Origin of the sequence: Halomonas sp. DP1Y21-3 (assembly GCF_019801245.1) — a bacterium.
GTDB classification, from domain to species: Bacteria; Pseudomonadota; Gammaproteobacteria; order Pseudomonadales; family Halomonadaceae; genus Halomonas; species Halomonas litopenaei.
This window is the reverse complement of the sequence record NZ_JAHVJM010000001.1, coordinates 737,202-756,021: the sequence shown is the minus strand read 5'-3', so window position 1 is coordinate 756,021 and position 18,820 is coordinate 737,202. Positions and strand designations below refer to the sequence as shown.

The window sequence follows — 18,820 nt, the reverse complement described above, 5'->3', positions numbered from 1 at the left end:
TCTGGCTTGCCCCATGGTACTGACCAACAATAATCAGCAAGGAGCGAGCATGGAACGCGTCAAACTGGAGTTTCCCGAGCAGGCGATCGTCCACCGTCATGGTTTGACGGTGCGCGTGACCGACATGAACTACGGGCACCATCTGGGCCATGACGCCGTGATTTCGCTGTTGCACGAGGCCAGGGCGGCCGCCCTGGCCCATCTCGGGCTTCACGAAGGTGACATGGGAGGCTATCCCAGTGTCGCCGCCGACCTGGCGGTGCAGTATCAGGCCGAGTCTCGTTGGCCGGACGCCTTGACGGTCGAGACCGCCATCCCCGAACCGGCGCGCAAGGCCATCACGGTCTACCATCGCATGCGTCGCGACAGCGACCAGCGGATAGTGGCGACCGCCAGGCTCAACCTGATGGTGGTCGACCCCCAGGCAGGGCGTGCGGTGGCGGTGCCCGAAGCGGTACGTGACGCCCTGGCGAGGGCTGGCTGATGTCGAGGGAGTATCCAGTCATCGCGGTCACCGGCTCGTCCGGTGCCGGCACCACTACGGTCAAGCGTACCTTCGAGCGCATGTTCGCCCGGGAAGATGTCCATGCCGCCTTCGTCGATGGTGACGCCTTCCATCGCTACACCCGCCAGGAGATGGCGCGGATCTTTCGCGAGGAGCCCGAGCGCAAGGATGAGCTGTCCCACTTTGCGGTGGAGGCCAACCTGCTCGATCGCCTGGAGACGCTGTTCCAGGAGTACGGTGACAGCGGCGCCGGGACCTTCCGGCACTATATCCACGCCGAAGACAAGAAGATGATCGAGGCCGGCTACCAGGTCGGCACCTTCACCGAATGGCAGCCGCTGCCCACCGGTACCGACCTGCTGTTCTACGAGGGTCTGCACGGTGGGCTGGTCACCAGTGAGGTGGACATCGCCCGCCACGTCGATCTGCTGGTGGGCGTCGCCCCGACCATGAACCTCGAGTGGATCCAGAAGATCGACCGCGACATGCATGCCCGCGGCTACACCCAGGAAGCGGTCATCGACACCATCCTGGGGCGCATGGATGACTACGTGCGCTACATCCTGCCGCAGTTCTCGCGTACCCATATCAACTTTCAGCGGGTGCCCACGGTAGATACCTCGAACCCCTTCGAGGTCCAGGATATCCCCACCGATGCCGAGTCCTTCGTGGTGATCCGGTTCCGCGATCCGTCCACCGTGGACTTTCCCTACCTGCTGGCGATGATTCAGGACGCCTTCATGAGTCGCCCCCACACCCTGGTGGTGCCCGGCTCTCGTCTATCCTTGGCGATGGAGCTGATCCTCGGTCCGCTGGTGCGTCATCTGCTGGCCCAACGACGTTTTCGTTGAGCTGCCGCACCGTTGATGCCGGCTTCGTCTGACTGACAGGTCGGGATCGACGGCACCGGAGCTGGTGTGGCGAAGCGTTTTGCGCCGGCGACGCACACCACGACCGCGGCACAGGTGGCGAGCATCGCCACGCTGATCGACTCGTTCAACAACCAGGCCGCCAGGCCAAGCCCGAGAAACGGCTGCAGCAACTGTAGCTGACCCACCGCGGCCACCCCACCGAGCGCCAGGCCGCGATACCAGAAGATGAAGCCAATCAGCATGCTGAACAGCGATACATAGCCCAGCGACCACCAGGCGGCGCTGCCGATACCCTGCAGGGTCGGCGGTTGCGATGCGACCGCCAGAGGCAGCATCAACGGCAGGGTCAGGGTCAGCGCCCAGCAGATCACCCGCCAGCCTTGCAGCCGTCTTGATAGTCGCGCGCCTTCGGCGTAACCGAGCCCGCAGACGGTCACGGCGGCCAGCATCAACAGATCGCCGGTCAAGGAGGCGCTGCCAGGCTGGCCGAGCGCGAAGCCTGCGACCAGCGCAGCACCGCTCAACGAGCAGGCCCAGAACGCCGGGCGGGGCCTGTCGCCGGTACGCAGCACCCCGAACAGCGCGGTAGCCATCGGCAGCAGGCCGATATAGACCAGCGAGTGCGCTGCGCTGACGTGCTCCAGCGCCATGGCGGTCAGCAGTGGAAACCCCACCACCACGCAGGCGGCAACCAGCCCCAGCGATGCAAGCTCATCGGTCCGCGGCCGGCGTCCCTTCAGGCACGCCAGCAATACCACCGCCACCAGTCCCGCCAGGCTGGCCCTGGAAAAGGTCAGAAACAGCGGATCGAAGGCCCTCACCGCCACCCGGGTGGCGGGCAATGAACCGCTGAAGATGGCCATGCCGAGGGCGCCGCAGGCCCAGCCCTTGCCAAGGTCCGGGCGGTGTGTCGGGTTCAATGGTCGGTGTCGTGAGGGCATCTGCGCGAACTCCGTGGCGGGTCAGTAGCGCCTAGGGTGAAGGGCGTGCGTTGGTGCAGCCAGAGACGGTGCAGTACAGTTTTGACAAACTGTCATGGTGGAGCCTCCAGTACAGATGAAGGCACAGGACATCGATCGTCGGGCGGGCATCAGCCTGGTCGAGCAGGTGGTAGAGCTGATCCAGCGCCGCATGGCCCAGCGTCAGCTGGCGCCAGGTGCGCGCCTGCCGTCGATTCGCGGCTTGGCTGAATCGCTCGGGGTGTCACGCTCCACCGTGGTCGAGGCCTACGATCGGCTGGTCGCCGAGGGCGCCATCCATTCCCGTCGCGGCGCCGGCTTTTTCGTCGGTGATCGCTTGCCGCCGCTGTCCCTGGCGGAGCTGGCGCCCCGTCGCGAGCGCGAAGTGGACCCGCTGTGGCTGACCCGCCAGGCGCTCGAGAGCGACCATTACCGGCTGAGGCCAGGCTGTGGCTGGCTGCCGGCAGAGTGGATGCCCCACGAGGAGATTCGCCGTGGGCTGAGGCAGTTGGCGAGGCGTTCCGGCGCTGTCGCCAGCCTGACCGACTATGCGTCGCCCCAGGGCCTGCAAGCACTGCGTCAGGTGCTGGCGCATCGCCTTACCGAGCGGGGTGTCGAGGCGGCGCCGTCCCAGATCCTGCTGACCGAGTCCGGCACCCAGGCCATCGATCTGTTGTGCCGGTTTCTGCTCGAGCCGGGCGACCGCGTGCTGGTCGATGACCCCTGCTATTTCAACTTTCATGCCCTGCTGCGTTCCCACCGGGTCAAGGTGGTGGGGGTGCCCTTCAGCCCTGCGGGGCCGGACCTATCGCGCCTTGCCGAGGCCCTCGAGCAGCATCGTCCGCGGCTCTATATCACCAACTCGGGGCTGCATAATCCAACCGGTGCCAGCCTGTCACTGGCGGTGGCCCACCGCGTGCTGCGCCTGGCCGAGCGTCACGACCTGCTGATCATCGAGGACGACATCTTCGCCGACTTCGAGCACCAGGCGTCACCACGCCTGGCGGCGCTGGACGGGCTCGAGCGGGTAATCCAGGTGGGCAGCTTCTCCAAGACCCTGTCGGCCTCGGTGCGCTGTGGCTATATCGCCATCCGCCCCGAGTGGTTCGAGGAGCTGGTCGACCTGAAGCTGGCGACCTCCTTTGGCGCCAGCGCGCTGTCGGCAGAGCTGGTGTTCCAGCTGGTCAGGGAAGGCGCCTATCGACGTCACCTCAACGTGCTCAGGACGCGCCTGGCAGACGCCATGGGACAGGTCATGCCGCGACTGCGCTCGGCGGGCCTGGAGCCCTGGGTGGAGCCCAGTGCGGGGCTCTTTCTGTGGACGCGACTGCCCGCGGGGCTCTGCGCCAAGGACGTGGCCAGAGCGGCGTTGGACGAGGATCTGGTACTGGCGCCTGGGGAGGTGTTCAGCCCGGAAACGGCGAACAGTCACTACCTGCGCTTCAATGTGGCGCAGTCGCTGGATGATGACGTCTTCAGGGCGCTGGACCGGGCCATGGAGCGGGCGGCCCGGGGCGGGGACTGACCTTCGTGGTGCCATGCCAGTCCCGCTCATCCTGGAGGGGGGCTCAGTGGCCGGGAGGCGCCTGCTTGACGGGGGCGTCCTTGGCGGCGCCAGAGCCGACAAAGCGCTGGGCCATGGGCTGGGCGCTGACGCCGTGCAGCACCACCGAGATCATGACCGTCAACACCACGCAGGCGAGGATCTCGTCGCTGCCGGGGATCGGGTACTGATCGTAGATCAGCAGCGCAAACAGGATGCTGGCCAACCCCCGAGGTCCGAACCAGCCGAGGAAGGTCTTTTCATAGGCGGACAGCCCGAGTCCGGTGAGCGATATCCAGATCGGGATCATGCGAATCACCGACAGGTACATCAGCGCCAGGGCCACGGTCTTCCAGGATGCATGCGAGATGGCCAGTGGCACCATTACCGCACCGAAGATCAGGAAGGTGGCGATGGTCAAGAGCTGGCCCTCGCTCTCCATGAACTCCTCGATGAAGGTGGTGTCATGGCGTAGCTGGTTGCCGAAGGTCAGGCCGCCGAGGAACACCGCGATAAAGCCGTTGCCGCCGACGGTTTCGGCGACCAGATAGATCAGGAAGGCCAGCGCCAGAAACAGGATGCCCTGATAGATGACGGTGACGTAGCCGCGGTCGATGGCGGCGTCGAGCAGGCGGGCAAAGCCCCAGCCGAACAGCACCCCGACCAGCGGCCCGAGGGTCAGTTGCAGCAGGGCGAAGGTCCAGAGGTTGTTCGGGGCGTCGGCGACCTCGGTGCCGGTGGCCGCCACCGCCAGCAGTGCCGAGGCAAGAATCACGGGTACAGCCAGACCATCATTGAGCCCACTTTCGACGTTGATCGACTGGCGGATACGTTCCGGCACGCTGGGGCTCGATACCACCGCCTGGCCCAAGGCCGCGTCGGTCGGGGTAAGAATCGCCGCCACCAGCATGGCGGTGCCCCAGGCTGCTTCCGGCGAGACCCACTTGGCCATCAGCGTGCCCAGCAAGACCGTCAGGGGCATGCCGATCAACAGCATGCGCAGCGGAATCGCCAGGTTCTGGCGCAGAGACTTCAGCTTGACCACCGAGGCATCGGCGAACAGCACGATGATCAGGGTGATCTCGGCGATCACCTGGGTCAGCTCCTGCTGCATGTCCATGGGCACCAGGTCCGGCGTCAGCGCGCCCAGCCCCATCCCCGCGGCCATGAACACCATGGGCAGACTGATCAGCGAGGCCGAGATGCGCCGCGACAGCAGGGCAAAGGCGATGATGATCAGAAGGATCAGCAGCAGGGCGGTGTGATGCATGGCAGGCGACACTCCGAAAATGCATGGGAGCTACGGTTGTACCATAGCCGCAATGGCTTGGGGGGGCAGGCGAGCGCGATGACCAGAGGTGCATAACTGGCGGTTTGGGAACGTTGCTCATGGGGCCTGGGTCAGTGATCGGGCGAGTCAGGGGACTGACAGCAGCCCTGTTGGCGGGTAATCTCGAAGACACCGTTTTTTCAGTGTGCCCCGGAGCCTGCCATGGATTGCCTGTTCTGCAAGATCATCAACCGCGAGATTCCCGCCGATATCGTCTACGAGGACGATCAGGTGCTGGCCTTCAACGATATCGATCCCAAGGCCCCGACCCATATGCTGGTCATCCCCAAGAAGCATATTGCCACCCTCAACGACATCACTGAGGAAGACCAGGCACTGGTGGGGCGCCTGCCGCTGACCGCCTCGCGTCTGGCCAAGGACCTCGGGTTTGCCGAAGACGGCTTCAGGGTGGTGATGAATTGCAATGAAGACGGCGGCCAGACGGTCTATCATATTCACATGCACGTGATGGGCGGTCGTCGCTTCACATGGCCGGCTGGCTAGCCGGCGCGCGACGGAGTTTCTTCCGGCAGTTCAAGCGCTCGACGCATCCGTGCATTCTCCGGCGTCGCCTGGTGTCCCCCAGGCGGCGCCGATCGCTTTTTGTTTCTAGGCGCCGCCGAGGGGCCGGTGCCCCATTTGAAAAGCCGGCGCTTGAGTGCCGCCGACGCTTGCGTAGAATAATCCCTTGATGCGAACGTTCATCGTTTCGCCCATGTTCGCTGGCTCACTTAGTCGTACAAGGATCGCGCCATGTCCCGCTCTCTCAGCCCCGCCGATCGGGCCATCCATCAGTTCGACAATGTATTGCGCACCCTGGTGCCGGGGGCGGCGCGGGCATCACGGCCGACGCCCGCGGTCGATACGATCCATGACGGCGAAATGAGCCCGGATGAGCGCCATCACGCCGCCGGTCTGATGCGCATCAACCACACCGGCGAGGTATGCGCCCAGGCGCTGTACCAGGGCCAGGGCCTGACCGCCAAATTGCCGGAGGTGCGCGGCCAGATGGAGGAAGCCGCCCAGGAAGAGATCGATCACCTTGCCTGGTGCGAGGACCGGCTCAGGGAGTTGAATGCGCCGACCAGTCGACTCAATCCGCTGTTCTATGCGGCGTCCTTCGGCATGGGGGCGCTGGCGGGGGCGGTTGGCGATCGTGTCAGCCTGGGCTTTGTCGCCGCCACCGAGGAGCAGGTGGGCAAGCATCTGGACGAGCACCTCGCGACCTTGCCCGAAGGGGACAAGCGCTCCCGGGCGGTGCTCAGGCAGATGGCCATCGACGAGGCCCACCACGCCCAGCAGGCGCTGGAGGCTGGTGGCGCCAGGTTCCCTGGCCCGGTCAAGGCCGGCATGACGCTGATGTCCAGGGTGATGACCAAGAGCGTCTACCGCATCTGATCCTGTGCCGGTGGCCAGCGCCTGATGCTGCGATGGCCTCGCCCTCACGCAAAAGCCCCTGCCGATCGGCAGGGGCTTTTGCGTGAGGGTGGCTGTCGATCCGAGGCGCTCGCTGCTGCGCGGCGCTCGAAGCGGCCTCAGGATTCGACGATGGTGTAGGAATGGGTGACCTCGACGCCGCCCTTGGCCAGCATGATGGAGGCGCTGCAGTACTTGTCGGCGGAGAGTTCCACCGCGCGCTGGACCTGCTTTTCCTTGAGCCCCTTGCCGGTGACGGTGAAGTGCACGTGGATCTTGGTAAACACCGACGGCACGCTGTCGGCGCGTTCGGCCTCGATGTCGGCGACGCAGTCTTCCACCGGGGCGCGGGACTTCTCGAGGATCTCCAGCACGTCGAAGGAGGTGCAGGCGCCCATGCCCATCAGCAGCATCTCCATCGGGCGCGGCCCGGTGTTGCGGCCACCGTGATCGGGGGGGCCGTCGATGAGCACGGCGTGGCCACTACCGGATTCGGCCACGAACTGACGGCCGTCGGTCCATTTGACGCTGGCTTTCATGGGGATTCCTTCTTTTTCTGCGATAGTGATGTCGATGTTTTTTGATGCGGTCTGCAAGATGCGGTCTGCAGGATGCAGCTGGACTCAATCAGCGTTCGCCAGGAGCGCCGCCGAGTCGGTGATTCAACGCCTCGAGGCGCTCGGGCGTACCCACGTCGACCCAGTCTCCCCGATGGTGGGTGCCGGCGACGAGGTCGCGGGCCATGGCCTCGCGAAGCAGTGGAGCGACAGGATAGCAGGGAGCGGGCAGGTCATTCACCAGACGCGGGTCGATCAGCGCTATCCCCGAGTAGGTCAACTTTGGCGAGCCGTCGCTCGAAACTCTGCCGCCGGCCGCCAGGTGGAAGTCGCCGTCCGGGTTGTGGACGGGGTTGTCGACCAGCACCAGATGGGCCAGATCGCCCTCCAGAGAGGGCAGGGCGCTGGGGTCGATGTCGCAGAAGGCATCGGCGCTGACCAGCACGAAGGGCTCCTCGCCGAGCAGTGGGCGAGCCTTGGCGATACCGCCGGCGGTCTCCAGCGGCTCGTCCTCGCGACTGTAGGCAATCGATACCCCGTAGCGTTCACCGTCGCCCAGGGTCTCGATAATCTGGTCGGCACGGTAGCTGACGTTGATCACCACCTGTTCGATACCGCAGCCGGCCAGGCGCCTGAGGTGGTGGCCAATCAGCGGTTCGCCGGCCACCGGCAACAGGGGTTTGGGGCAGTGGTCGGTCAGCGGCCGCATGCGTTTGCCGAGACCGGCGGCCAGGATCATGGCTTTCATGGGCGCACCTCTGCGACACGGGCTTCGATCAGCGGGCGCAGGCTGTCTTCGACCCAGGCGCTGAAGTCGGCGTGTCCCGCGAGGCCCTCCAGCCCCTCGAGGCTGTCCTGAAGATGGGCAAAAAAGTGAGGTAGACGCGCCAGGTAGCCGTCGCGCTGGTCGCGCAGGGTCAGGCGACAGAAGATGCCGAGCACCTTGAGCGCACGCTGGGCAGCCATGGCATTGACCCAGCGCAGGAAACTGTCGCTATCCACCGAGTCAGACAGGCGCCCGTCGGCTATCGCGCGCTGGCGGAAAGCCTCGCTCCAGGCCGCCCGGGTGGCCGCATCGAAGCGCCGATAGCGCCCGTGCAACAGCGAGATCAGGTCATAGGTGATGGGGCCTGCCAGGGCGTCCTGGAAGTCGATCAACCACAGTTCGGCGGCGTGACGCATCAGGTTCATGGCATCGAAGTCGCGGTGCACGGTGACCACCGGCTGGGCCAGCGCCTGTTCGATCAGCGCCTGGCGCAGCGCAGGCCAGCCGGGAGGCTGGCCATCCAACTCCAGCCACTGGGCGAGGCACCAGTCGGGGAACAGGTCCAGCTCCCGGGCCAGCGTTACGGCGTCGTAGGGCGGCAGGCTATCGCTCGGAGCCTTCCGCTGAAGCTCCTCGAGCAGCGCGATGGCGGCGTCGAAATGGGCGTGGGTGGTGGCCTCGTCGGCACCGTCGAGGGCCAGGTGCAGCGGCTCGTCGCCGAGGTCCTCAAGCTCCACGAAGCCCTGGTCGGCGTCCACGGCATAGACCCGGGGTACCGGCAGGCCCGCTGCGTGCCAGTCACGGGCGATGGCGACGAAGGGGCCGACGTCCTCCTGGGGGGGTGGGGCGTCCATCAGCATGCGGGTCTCCCCACTTTCCAGGGTGAGGCGGTAGTAACGCCTGAAGCTGGCGTCGCCGGCGGCCAGCACGAGATCGCTCGAGCCCTCGATGGACGGGTGCTGTGCCTGTGCCCAAAGGCGCAGTTGCTCGAGTCGGCGGGGGCTTTCAGCCTGGGACATCGGGGGGAAAACTCCTGGTGGCGGCAGGGCGAAGGATGCCAATGTCGGTTGACGCTCCGTTGGCCTCACCGCATGCTGTGCATGGATCAAGGGCGGCCGTGGCGCGAATCTCGTTGGAACAGATCGGCGTTACAGGTCGGCCGCGGCCTGTATAATACCGATTCACCCCGTCGAGGACAGCGTGCAACATGGCCAAGCGATACGCATGGACGGCCCTGGCGGGCCTCGCCACCACCAGTCTGGTGTCGTCCCCCCTGTGGGCGGCCCCACCTGAACCCCTGCCGGCAAGCCAGATGGATTGGCAGCCCTGGGGCGATGACCGTCCCGCCGGGACGGTGTGCCGAGGCTACTACGTTCAGCCCGAATACCGCCTTCCTGCGCCGGCCATCGATGGCCAGGTCAACAGCGAATCCAACACCGCCAACTACGGCACCGACGGTGACACCGTGCTCGACGGTGAAGTGGTGCTGCGCAAGGGCGATACCCAGCTCGAGGCAACCCGGGTGCAGGTACCACCGGAGCGTGACCTGGCCAACGCCAGTGGTCCCCTGACCCTGCGCGACAAGGGCCTGCTGGTGCGCGGTGACAGCGCCGAGGTGTCGCTGAACAGCGACCAGGCCACCATCGATTCGGCCCACTACGTGGCCCACGAGTCGCGCCTGCGCGGCGATGCCATCCAGCTCGAGCGAGTCAGTGACAACGTCTTTCGTCTGCGCGAGGCCAGCTTCACCACCTGTGAGCCTGGCGACAGCACCTGGCGCCTGATCGGCAACGATATTCTGCTGGATCGCAATCAGGGCTACGGTACCGCCAAGCATGCCCGCCTGGAGGTAGGCGATGTGCCGGTGTTCTACTGGCCCTGGGTGCGCTTTCCCATCGACGAGCGGCGCCAGACAGGCTTCCTGTGGCCGACCATCGGCGTCTCCGACGGTGGTGTCGACTACGCACAGCCCTTCTATCTGAATCTGGCGCCCAACTATGACGCCACCATCACCCCGCGCTGGATCGACGACAGCGGGTTACTGATGGGGGCGGAGTTCCGTTACCTGTTTCCCACCGATCAGGGCACTCTGGAAGGCGCCTACATCGGTGACGACGAGTCCGCCGGAGATGACGACTCCACCACCGAGCTCGAGAACGGCGACGAACGCTGGTACTTCGACTACAGCCATTACGGGCGCTTCAGCTCGCGCGTTCCCTACCGGCTGCGCTATGGCGCCGCCAGTGACGGCCGCTATTTCGATGACTTCGGGCGTACCTTTGGTGAGACCGATACCAGCAACATGGCGCGTCTGGCCCAGATCGACTACCTCGGCGACACCTGGAACCTCCAGGCCAAGGCCCAGGGCTATCAGCTGCTGGACGATCCGGTCGACGAAGGCGACAAGCCCTTCTACCGGCTGCCGAGCCTGACCGCCAACGGCCGCTGGTCCCAGGACCTCGGCTTCTATCAGGAGTGGAACTCCAACGCCACCTACTTCTGGCGCGATATCGAGGGCGACGAGAACGGCTTCTACGACTACGAGGATACCCAGCGCCGCATCCCGCTCAGGGAAGACGTCAAGGGCGCCCGCCTGGATCTGGCGCCGGCGGTGGGCTACCGCTTCGAGCCGAGCTGGGGCTTCTTCGAACCCCGCGTGGCGCTGCAGCACACGAGCTATGACCTCGACTATGACGAGCGCATCACCGACAACAGCGAGAGCCCGACGCTGACCGCACCGGTGACCACCATCGACGCCGGGCTGATCTTCGAGCGCGACTTCGCCTTTGGCGGTGACGACTGGCGCCAGACCCTCGAGCCACGCCTCAACTACGCCTACGTACCGGAGCGCGACCAGAGCGACTTCCCCGACTTCGACACCGAGGAGCTGGCGTTCTCGTGGGGCCAGCTGTGGTCGCCGTACCGCTTCTCCGGCGGCGATCGTCTGGGTGACCTGAACCGTTTGTCCTACGGCGTGGAAAGCCGCTTCCTCGAAGACCAGAGCGGCCGCGAGCGGTTGTCTGTCGGGGTCGGGCAGTCGGCCTACTTCGAGGACCGCAATATCGATATGGCCGGTGATCCCGACACCTTGCCCGGTGATGAGGAGTCGTTCGACTACTACGAAGCCACCCGCGATCGTTCGCCCTGGGTGACCCGAATCAACTGGCAGATCACCGACAACTGGAGCACCCGCTGGCAGTGGCTCTACGACGACGAGGAGAGTCGCACCGAGAGCACCGGCCTTGGCGTGCAGTACCGTGCCGACGCCGGTCACGTGCTCAACCTGGGCTACCGCTGGGAGATCGAAGGCTTCGACAACGCCGACGATGACGATGACGTTCGCAACTACAACCGCGAAGAGTACGACATGTCCTTCGCCTACAAGGCGACGGATCGTTTCGACGTCATCGGCCGGGTGCTCTACGACAACACCAACGACCGTGCCCTCGACCAGATGGCGGGTGTGCAGTGGAACGACTGCTGTTATGGTGTGCAGGTCGTGTGGCGCGAGTGGATCGAAGACGAGGACACCGCCAACAACATCGAGGACGACACCACGGATCGCGGGCTCTTCCTGCGCTTTGTGCTCAAGGGCTTCGGTGGCATCGGTGGCGACGCGGACACCTACTTCCAGTCTGCGGTGCCCGGTTACCGTCCCGGCCTGAACTAAATACCCTGGCGTATCCCCAACGGCGAGCACGAGACGTGCTCGCCGCATCGAATCTGAGTGAACGAGGAAGCATGACTATGCGTAGCCGACCCCTTGCCGCCCTGGCGATGGCCGCCTGTCTGGCACTGACTACCGTGGCGGCCCACGCCCAGGACGGTTACCGCCAGCCGCTGGATCGGATCGTCGCCGTGGTCAACGAGGACGCCATCATGGCCTCCCAGCTCGATGACCGTGTCGAGCAGGCCATGGCCAGACTGCGCGCCAGCGACATGGACACTCCTCCGGAGCAGGCCCTGCGTGAGCAGATTCTGGACCGCATGATCGTCGAGGAGATCGAGGTGCAGATGGCCGAGCGCATGAACCTGAGCGTCGACGATACCGAGCTCAATCGTCAGGTGCGCGCCGTGGCCAACCAGAACGGTGTCAGCCTGGAGCAGTTCGCCGATCGGCTCGAGTCCCAGGGCATGAGCCTGTCCCAGGTGCGTGATCAGATCCGTCGCGAGATGCTGATCATGAAGGTCCAGCAGGCCCAGGTGTCCAGCCGGATCAACATCTCCGAGTCCGAGGTCGAGCGCTATCTGCAGCAGCAAGGCGTCGGTACCAGCCGCGAGGAGGCGCGCCAGGCGATCTTCCAGCGCAAGGCCGGCGATGAACTCGAGAAGTGGGTTCAGGAAATTCGCGGCGAGGCCTTCGTCGAGAAGCGCCTGAACCAGGGCTGATGTCGCAGCGGATGAAGGCACCGATCGTGGTGACCACCGGCGAACCCGCCGGCATCGGTCCCGAGCTTGCCCTGATGCTGGCTGCGCGCCACGCCACCGACTGGGTCGCCATTGGCGACCCAGAGCTGTTGAGGGCTCGCGCCTTGGCGCTCGGACTGGATGTCGAGGTGGTAATAGTGGCACCGGGCGAGGCGCATCCGGGGCCGCGCCGGCAGCGTCTGGCGGTGTGGCCGGTCGCGCTCAAGGAGGCCAGCGAGCCTGGCGTGCTGTCGACGGCCAACGCCGACTATGTGCTCGAGACCCTGGATATGGCGGTGGCCCAGTGCCTGGCCGGCAAGGCCTCGGCGATGGTCACGGCGCCGCTGCACAAGGGGGTGATCCGCGACGCGGGCCATCACCACTTCACCGGCCACACCGAGTACCTGCGCGATGCCTGCGGGGTCGAGGAGGTGGTCATGATGCTGGCCACCGACAGCGCCCTGCACGGGCGCGTCGTCTCGGCCGACGCCACCACTGATTCATTGCGTTCGATACCGCTGCGGGTGGCCCTGGCGACCACCCACCTGCCGCTGCGCGAGGTGGCCGACGCGCTGTCTCGAGAGGGTCTCGAGCGAGTGCTGCGTATTCTGGCCCGGGACCTGACAGACTTCTTTGGCGTTGTCTCTCCGCGGATCGCCGTGTGCGGTCTGAACCCCCACGCCGGCGAGGATGGGCATCTCGGGCGCGAAGAGATCGAGATCATCACCCCGGTGCTCGAACGGCTACGTGAAGAAGGACTGGCCCTTGACGGGCCGCTGCCGGCGGATACCCTGTTCACCCCGCGTCATCTCGACGGCGTCGACGCGGTGCTGGCGATGTATCATGACCAGGGTCTGCCGGTGCTCAAGTATTCGGGATTCGGCCAGGCCGCCAACATCACATTAGGGCTGCCGCTGGCACGGACCTCGGTGGACCACGGCACCGCCCTGGACCTGGCCGGGCATGGCACTGCCAGTCCCGATAGCCTGGCGGTGGCGATTGCCCTCGCCGAGGATATGGGCAGCCGGGTGGCCGAGCGCTGAAGGTCCGTCACCCCAACCCTCGTTTTGCAAAGGATTCAAGCATGTCATCCCGCCCCACGGCGCACCGGGCCCGCAAGCGCTTCGGTCAGAACTTCTTGCGTGATCCCGGCGTCATCTCGCGCATCGTGCGCTCCATCGGGGCGCGCCCCGGCGACCGTATGGTCGAGATCGGCCCAGGCCAGGGGGCGCTGACCGAACCACTGCTCGATGCCACCGACGGTGATCTCGAGGTCATCGAGCTGGACCGGGACCTGATTCCGGGGCTGCGGGTGCAATTCTTCAATCACCCGAACTTCGTCATCCACGAAGGCGACGCCCTCAAGATGGACTTCGTTGCGCTACGCGGCGAGGGCCAGCCACTCAGGGTCGTCGGCAACCTTCCCTACAACATCTCGACCCCGCTGATCTCGCACCTGCTCAAGGCTGGCGACGCCATCCAGGACATGCACTTCATGCTGCAGAAGGAGGTGGTGGATCGTCTTGCGGCGCCACCGGGCGGAGGTGATCGTGGGCGGCTGTCGGTGCTGGCGCAGTACTTCTGCGACGTCGATTCGCTGTTCGTGGTACCGCCGGAGGCCTTCGTGCCGCGTCCCAAGGTGGACTCGGCCATCGTCAGGCTGACCCCGCGTGAGCGACCCCAGGGGCGGGCCAAGGACGAGACGTTGCTGTTCGACGTGGTGCGCGAGGCCTTCGGTCAGCGGCGCAAGACGCTGCGCAACAATCTCAAGGGACGCATCGACGGTGACGCCCTCGAGGCCCTCGGTATCGATCCGAGCCGGCGGCCCCAGACGCTGGAGGTGGAAGAGTTCGTGTCCATCGCCAACGCCTTGAGTGCAGAGGAGAATCCGTCATGAGCGAGATGCCCGACGTAAGGGTCGATGTGGAGCCCGCCTATCGTGAAGATGAATCTTCGCCGATGGAGAACCGCTTCGTGTTCAGCTACACGGTGACGGTGCACAATCATTCGCCGGGGAATATTCAGTTGATGGCGCGTTTCTGGAAGATCACCCAGACCAGCGGGCAGGTCCAGGAGGTTCGTGGCAAGGGGGTGGTCGGCAAGCAGCCGATGATAGGCCCCGGTCAGACCTTTCAGTACACCAGTCGTGCCATTCTCGACGGGCCGGTAGGGTTCATGGAAGGGGCCTACACCTGCGTGGACACCGCCAGCCAGCGTCCCTTCGAGGTGCCGATCACGGTGTTTCGCCTGGCCACACCCAACCAGATTCACTGATCTGGCGAATCGAACGCCCTTCAAGAGCCCCGAGATCCTATGAAACGCTACGCTATCGGTGACCTTCAAGGCTGTCATGAGGAATTCATCGCCCTGCTCGAGGCGCTCGACTTCGATCCACGTCGGGATCAGTTGTGGCTGGCCGGAGATCTGGTCAACCGCGGGCCGGGGTCGCTGGCCTGCCTGCGCGAAGTGATGGCGCTGGGGGAGGCGGCCAGGGTGGTGCTAGGCAACCACGACCTGCATTTGCTGGCGGTGGCGCGAGGTGGCGCCGCGACCAAGCGCAAGGACACCATCGACGATATTCTAGAGGCCGAGGATCGCGAGACCCTGCTCGACTGGCTCCAGGCCAGGCCGCTGCTGGTGCGCGATGGCAATACCCTGATGACCCACGCCGGCCTGCCGCCCCAGTGGGGGCTGGATCAGGCCGAGTCGCTGGCCGGTGAGGTCGAGTGGATGCTGACCGGCGAGCGTGCCGGCGATTTTCTCACGCGCATGTACGGCAATCGTCCGCGCCGCTTCAAGCCGCACCAGGAAGGGGTCGACCGCCTGCGGGCCATCGTCAACACCCTGACCCGTATGCGCTTCATCGACGCCGAGGGGCGCCTGGATTTCGACGCCAAGGAAGGCCTGGACAGTGCGCCGGATGGCTTCGCTCCCTGGTTTCAGTACCCTCGCCAGGATGATCCCTGGCTGCTGTTCGGCCACTGGGCCGCGCTCAACGGCGAGGCCAGCGGCAGTCGGGTTCGCGCCGAGGCGCTGGATACCGGCTGCGTCTGGGGCGGCAGCCTGACCGCGCTGGACCTGGACAGCGGCGAGCGCATCAGCGTGCCCAGTCGGCAGTTTGCGTAACGCCGCAGGCCACTCGCCGAGACCCACTTCCCCGTGCCCGACCCTTCCCTTTATCAAGGAGTCCATATGACGTCCGCCGCCTTCGAACATCTGGATATCGAGCGCCTGAGCCAGTGGCTCGATGAGCAAGGCGAGCTGTGTCTCGTCGATATTCGCGATCCCGGCAGCTACGCCCAGGGCCACATTCCCGGCAGCCGCCATCTGGACAACCACAGCGTAGGGCCGTTGGTCGAACAGACGCCGAAGGATAGACCCCTGGTAGTGGTGTGCTATCACGGCCATTCCAGCCAGCAGGCGGCAAGCTGGCTCAGCGCCCAGGGCTTCGAGCGCGTCTACAGCCTCGATGGTGGCTTTACCGAGTGGCAGCATCGCCTGCCCGAACGGGTGAGCCGGATGGCGTCATGACCCAGGAACGCGAGCAGCGTCAGGGCGACGAGCCTTGTGCGGGGCTGGAGGTCTATCGGGTGGGTGGCGCGGTACGCGACGCGCTGCTTGGCTGGCCGGTGAAGGACACCGACTGGGTGGTGGTCGGTGCCACCCCCGAGGCCATGCGCCAGCGTGGTTTTCGCCCGGTGGGGCGCGACTTTCCGGTATTTCTGCACCCCGAGACCCACGAAGAGTACGCCCTGGCGCGGACCGAGCGAAAGTCTGGTCACGGCTATACCGGCTTTGTGGTGCACGCCAGCCCCGAGGTGACCCTGGAGGAAGACCTGGCCCGCCGCGATCTGACCATCAACGCCATGGCCGAGTCACTCGACGGCGCGCTGGTGGATCCCTTCGATGGCCGTCGAGACCTCGATGATCGACTGCTGCGCCACGTCAGCCCGGCTTTCGTCGAGGATCCCTTGAGGGTGCTGCGTACCGCCCGCTTTCTGGCCCGTTATGCAGGTCTTGGTTTTCGCATCGCCGAACCGACCCAGGCGCTGATGCGCCAACTGGCCGACAGCGGTGAGCTCGACCATCTGGTGGCCGAGCGGGTCTGGGTGGAGACCGAGAAAGCGCTCGGCGAGCCCGAGCCGCGGCATTACTTCGATGCCCTGGCCGCCTGCGGTGCACTTAAGCGGCTGATGCCGGCGCTGAACGAGGCGGGCGGTGATGCCCTGGAGCGTGCGCTTGTTCGGATGACGAGATTGCCCGAGGCGTTGTCCGGTTCGCCCTGTTGGCGCTGGGGGCGACTGGTGGAGGCACTGAGTGCGCCCGCACGCAAGGCCCTGGAGGAGCGCCTCAAGCTACCCAACGACTATCGTGACGCCGGGCATCAGTTAGCGTCGACCCGACAGCTGGCGTCGTCGCTTGCTCAGGACGGTGATCGCTCGGCGCCGTTGATCGCCATGGACTGGCTCGATGGCATCGACGCCTGGCGCCGCGGTGAGCGGGTGGCGCCGCTGCTGGCGGTGCTGGCACTTAGGCGTCCCGGGGACGCCGAACGGTTGGCGCTGGGCTATCGTACGGCGCTGGCGCTCTCGCCCAGAGACCTGCTCGATGAGGGCTTCAAGGGTGCGGCGCTGGGTCAGGAGCTACGACACAGGCGGCTTGCCGTCCTGGAAGACGCCTGGCGCTAGCGGGCTTGCGGGGCTACTGCTCGAGAGTCCCCTCGAGTGCTGCGCGTGAAGGCAGCGCCCGATCCCCCCAGTGGAACTCGATGGGCCACAACGGCTGGTCGTCCGCGTCGAAGGCCTGCCAGATCTCCTGATAGCAGCGCCCGTCGAGGGGGTGGCGGTGCTCCGGCAGCAGCTCGGCCATGGGCCAGAGCACGAAGGCGTGGTGCAGGATTTCGCCTCGCGGCAGGCTGACGCCGTCGATGTCGCCTACCTGCTCGCCGACGGTGAGGATGTCCACGTCGAGGGTGCGAGGGCTGAACTTGGGGCTGTCCTTGCGTCGACCATTGGCGGCCTCGAGACGTTTGCACCAGGCCTGCAGTTCGCCAACGGACCAGTCGCTGTAGAGGGCGACCACCAGGTTGTAGAAGTTGCGACCGTCTTCGAAGCCGACCGGCTTGCTTTCGTAGACCCGCGAGATGGCAAGCTCGCCAAAGGTCTCCGACAGGGCGTCCAGGCAGACGCGAATATGCTGGTCGCGCTCGATATTGCTGCCAAGACTCAGGGTTACCAGCGCCATCAGTGGCCCCCGGGGCGCTGACCGCGCTCGATGCTGACGCCTACGGCGCGGGCGTTGGCCACCGCCCCGGGCTTGCGCAGGGTCATCTTCAGCCAGGGCACGCCGAACTCCTCCTGCAATAGTTCCGCCAGCCGCTCGGCGAAGGTTTCCACCAACTCGAAGCTGTGTTCTTCGGCGAAGACCCCGATGCGACGGCTGATGGCGTCATAGTCGAGGGTCTGGCTCAGGTCATCGTCTTGCGCTGCAGCGCGGATGTCGGTGGCCAGCACCAGGTCCAGCGTCAGGCGCTGGGTGATGCTGCGCTCCCAGTCATAGACGCCGATGACGGTATCCAGTTCAAGGCCTTCGATCAGTACCTGATCCATCGGTGATCCCCGGTGATTGTCCTCCCGGCCGCTAAGCAAGAACCGGGAAAAGCAGGTGTGACAAGGCGCCCGATTGTACTTGAGCCGCCCCCCGGGAAACAGGCCGCGGGTGACTCGCGAGTGCTCGTACTGGCAAACTACGACGGAATGCCCTTGAGTGTGGCATCTTTCGCCAGCACCGGTTGCGTCGGGTCAGGAGTCGCCATGGGTTCATCGTTGGAAGTGATACTGCCCTTGACCGCTCTTGCCTACCTGAGCGGCACCTGGCTGGGCGCCATCAGCGTCTGCCGCTGGGCCGGGCGCCCGGATCCGCGGCTCAGCGGCTCCTGCAATCCCGGCTTCTCCAATGTGCTTCGCCAGCACGGCGTGCCGCTGGCGCTGGCGACGCTGGCGATCGACGCCCTGAAAAGCTGGCCGGTGCTGCTGCTCGGCCTGTGGCTCGAACTGCCGCCCTGGGGGCTAGGCCTGGTGGGGCTCGGTGTGCTGCTGGGCCACTGCTACCCGGCGTGGTATCGCTTCCGTGGTGGCAAGGCGGTGGCCAGCGCCTTCGGCGTGATGCTGTTGTTGACCCCTGGGGTAGCCCTGGTCAGCGCCGTGATCTGGGCGCTGCTTGCCTGGTGGGCGCACACCGCGGCGGTGGCCTCATTGACCAGCGCCACCCTGGCCCCGCTGCTGAGCCTGTGGCTGGCGCCGGACTTTGTCTGGGTAGTGCTGGTGTTCGCCGGTCTTGTGGTGGCCCGCCACGCCATCAATATCGGCCGGTTGCGCCAGGGCAAGGAGCCCCACCTGTAAAGCGACCGGCTCGATGGGGCAGGCTGGGCTCCTGGGCGTATAGAGAGCGCAATCATGGCCCTTT

The 18,820-nt window shown here is 65.7% G+C and carries 21 protein-coding genes; 14 read left to right on the top strand and 7 right to left on the bottom strand.

The genetic code is table 11. The features are described from left to right. The first annotated feature begins 49 nt into the window (after positions 1-49). Together KUV74_RS03215 and KUV74_RS03210 are read left to right on the top strand one after the other, a co-directional pair. On the top strand, positions 50-484 hold the full coding sequence (locus tag KUV74_RS03215; RefSeq protein WP_045992120.1) for an acyl-CoA thioesterase: 435 nt from the start codon (positions 50-52) through the stop codon (positions 482-484). After that, on the top strand, positions 484-1,356 hold the full coding sequence (locus KUV74_RS03210; RefSeq protein WP_045992119.1) for a phosphoribulokinase: 873 nt from the start codon (positions 484-486) through the stop codon (positions 1,354-1,356). The genes KUV74_RS03215 and KUV74_RS03210 overlap by 1 nt, the downstream gene beginning before the upstream one ends. On the opposite strand, the gene KUV74_RS03205 is transcribed toward KUV74_RS03210, so the two are convergent. Next, positions 1,326-2,318 carry a DMT family transporter gene (locus KUV74_RS03205; protein ID WP_108131332.1) on the bottom strand — a complete coding sequence of 331 codons (993 nt, stop codon included), beginning with the start codon at positions 2,316-2,318 and terminating at the stop codon, positions 1,326-1,328. The genes KUV74_RS03210 and KUV74_RS03205 overlap by 31 nt on opposite strands. 115 nt (positions 2,319-2,433) lie before the next feature. Between KUV74_RS03205 and KUV74_RS03200 the strand changes: the two genes are divergently transcribed. Then, complete coding sequence (locus KUV74_RS03200; protein ID WP_222515619.1) at positions 2,434-3,861, top strand: PLP-dependent aminotransferase family protein; 1,428 nt, start codon at positions 2,434-2,436, stop codon at positions 3,859-3,861. 43 nt (positions 3,862-3,904) lie between these two features. On the opposite strand, the gene KUV74_RS03195 is transcribed toward KUV74_RS03200, so the two are convergent. Then, positions 3,905-5,149, bottom strand: coding sequence for a cation:proton antiporter (locus tag KUV74_RS03195; RefSeq protein ID WP_222515618.1), 1,245 nt, complete (start codon positions 5,147-5,149; stop codon positions 3,905-3,907). 222 nt (positions 5,150-5,371) lie between these two features. On the opposite strand from KUV74_RS03195, the gene KUV74_RS03190 reads away from it, so the two are divergent. Both KUV74_RS03190 and coq7 read left to right on the top strand, forming a co-directional pair. After that, a complete protein-coding gene (locus KUV74_RS03190) occupies positions 5,372-5,713 on the top strand; it encodes a histidine triad nucleotide-binding protein (protein ID WP_045992116.1) in 342 nt (113 codons plus the stop codon). A gap of 249 nt (positions 5,714-5,962) precedes the next feature. Continuing rightward, complete coding sequence (gene coq7, locus KUV74_RS03185) at positions 5,963-6,607, top strand: 2-polyprenyl-3-methyl-6-methoxy-1,4-benzoquinone monooxygenase (protein WP_222515617.1); 645 nt, start codon at positions 5,963-5,965, stop codon at positions 6,605-6,607. 137 nt (positions 6,608-6,744) lie between these two features. On the opposite strand, the gene KUV74_RS03180 is transcribed toward coq7, so the two are convergent. From KUV74_RS03180 to KUV74_RS03170, 3 genes are all read right to left on the bottom strand, one after another. Continuing rightward, complete coding sequence (locus KUV74_RS03180) at positions 6,745-7,164, bottom strand: OsmC family protein (RefSeq protein ID WP_222515616.1); 420 nt, start codon at positions 7,162-7,164, stop codon at positions 6,745-6,747. A gap of 88 nt (positions 7,165-7,252) precedes the next feature. After that, positions 7,253-7,930 carry an N-acetylmuramate alpha-1-phosphate uridylyltransferase MurU gene (gene murU / locus KUV74_RS03175; RefSeq protein WP_045991846.1) on the bottom strand — a complete coding sequence of 226 codons (678 nt, stop codon included), beginning with the start codon at positions 7,928-7,930 and terminating at the stop codon, positions 7,253-7,255. Continuing rightward, positions 7,927-8,967, bottom strand: coding sequence for an aminoglycoside phosphotransferase family protein (locus tag KUV74_RS03170; protein WP_222515615.1), 1,041 nt, complete (start codon positions 8,965-8,967; stop codon positions 7,927-7,929). The genes murU and KUV74_RS03170 overlap by 4 nt, the downstream gene beginning before the upstream one ends. Positions 8,968-9,155: 188 nt before the next feature. Here KUV74_RS03170 and KUV74_RS03165 point away from each other — a divergent pair, with 188 nt between their 5' ends. The 8 genes from KUV74_RS03165 (at position 9,156) to KUV74_RS03130 (ending at position 17,043) form a co-directional block, all read left to right on the top strand. Beyond that, positions 9,156-11,618 carry an LPS-assembly protein LptD gene (locus tag KUV74_RS03165; protein ID WP_045991848.1) on the top strand — a complete coding sequence of 821 codons (2,463 nt, stop codon included), beginning with the start codon at positions 9,156-9,158 and terminating at the stop codon, positions 11,616-11,618. A gap of 77 nt (positions 11,619-11,695) precedes the next feature. Beyond that, complete coding sequence (locus tag KUV74_RS03160) at positions 11,696-12,337, top strand: SurA N-terminal domain-containing protein (protein ID WP_045991849.1); 642 nt, start codon at positions 11,696-11,698, stop codon at positions 12,335-12,337. A gap of 11 nt (positions 12,338-12,348) precedes the next feature. Beyond that, a complete protein-coding gene (gene pdxA, locus KUV74_RS03155) occupies positions 12,349-13,398 on the top strand; it encodes a 4-hydroxythreonine-4-phosphate dehydrogenase PdxA (RefSeq protein ID WP_222515614.1) in 1,050 nt (349 codons plus the stop codon). A gap of 41 nt (positions 13,399-13,439) precedes the next feature. Further along, positions 13,440-14,252: a 16S rRNA (adenine(1518)-N(6)/adenine(1519)-N(6))-dimethyltransferase RsmA gene (rsmA, locus tag KUV74_RS03150; protein ID WP_108448069.1), complete on the top strand. Its 813-nt coding sequence runs from the start codon at positions 13,440-13,442 to the stop codon at positions 14,250-14,252. Further along, positions 14,249-14,629, top strand: coding sequence for a Co2+/Mg2+ efflux protein ApaG (gene apaG / locus KUV74_RS03145; RefSeq protein WP_045991851.1), 381 nt, complete (start codon positions 14,249-14,251; stop codon positions 14,627-14,629). The genes rsmA and apaG overlap by 4 nt, the downstream gene beginning before the upstream one ends. Before the next feature lie 39 nt (positions 14,630-14,668). Next, entirely contained in the window at positions 14,669-15,481 is an 813-nt protein-coding gene (locus KUV74_RS03140) for a symmetrical bis(5'-nucleosyl)-tetraphosphatase (RefSeq protein ID WP_108448070.1), read from the top strand. 66 nt (positions 15,482-15,547) lie between these two features. Further along, the gene (gene glpE / locus KUV74_RS03135; RefSeq protein WP_222515613.1) at positions 15,548-15,886 is read left to right on the top strand and encodes a thiosulfate sulfurtransferase GlpE; all 339 of its coding nucleotides are present in this window, start codon (positions 15,548-15,550) and stop codon (positions 15,884-15,886) included. After that, entirely contained in the window at positions 15,883-17,043 is a 1,161-nt protein-coding gene (locus KUV74_RS03130; protein ID WP_287163115.1) for a polynucleotide adenylyltransferase, read from the top strand. The genes glpE and KUV74_RS03130 overlap by 4 nt, the downstream gene beginning before the upstream one ends. Positions 17,044-17,056: 13 nt before the next feature. On the opposite strand, the gene folK is transcribed toward KUV74_RS03130, so the two are convergent. After that, on the bottom strand, positions 17,057-17,599 hold the full coding sequence (gene folK / locus KUV74_RS03125) for a 2-amino-4-hydroxy-6-hydroxymethyldihydropteridine diphosphokinase (protein ID WP_045991855.1): 543 nt from the start codon (positions 17,597-17,599) through the stop codon (positions 17,057-17,059). Next, positions 17,599-17,964, bottom strand: a complete 366-nt coding sequence (gene folB, locus KUV74_RS03120; protein WP_045991856.1) for a dihydroneopterin aldolase — start codon at positions 17,962-17,964, stop codon at positions 17,599-17,601. Before folB ends, folK begins: the two co-directional genes overlap by 1 nt. 204 nt (positions 17,965-18,168) lie before the next feature. Here folB and KUV74_RS03115 point away from each other — a divergent pair, with 204 nt between their 5' ends. After that, positions 18,169-18,756: a glycerol-3-phosphate acyltransferase gene (locus KUV74_RS03115; protein ID WP_045991857.1), complete on the top strand. Its 588-nt coding sequence runs from the start codon at positions 18,169-18,171 to the stop codon at positions 18,754-18,756. The last annotated feature ends 64 nt before the right edge of the window (positions 18,757-18,820 follow it).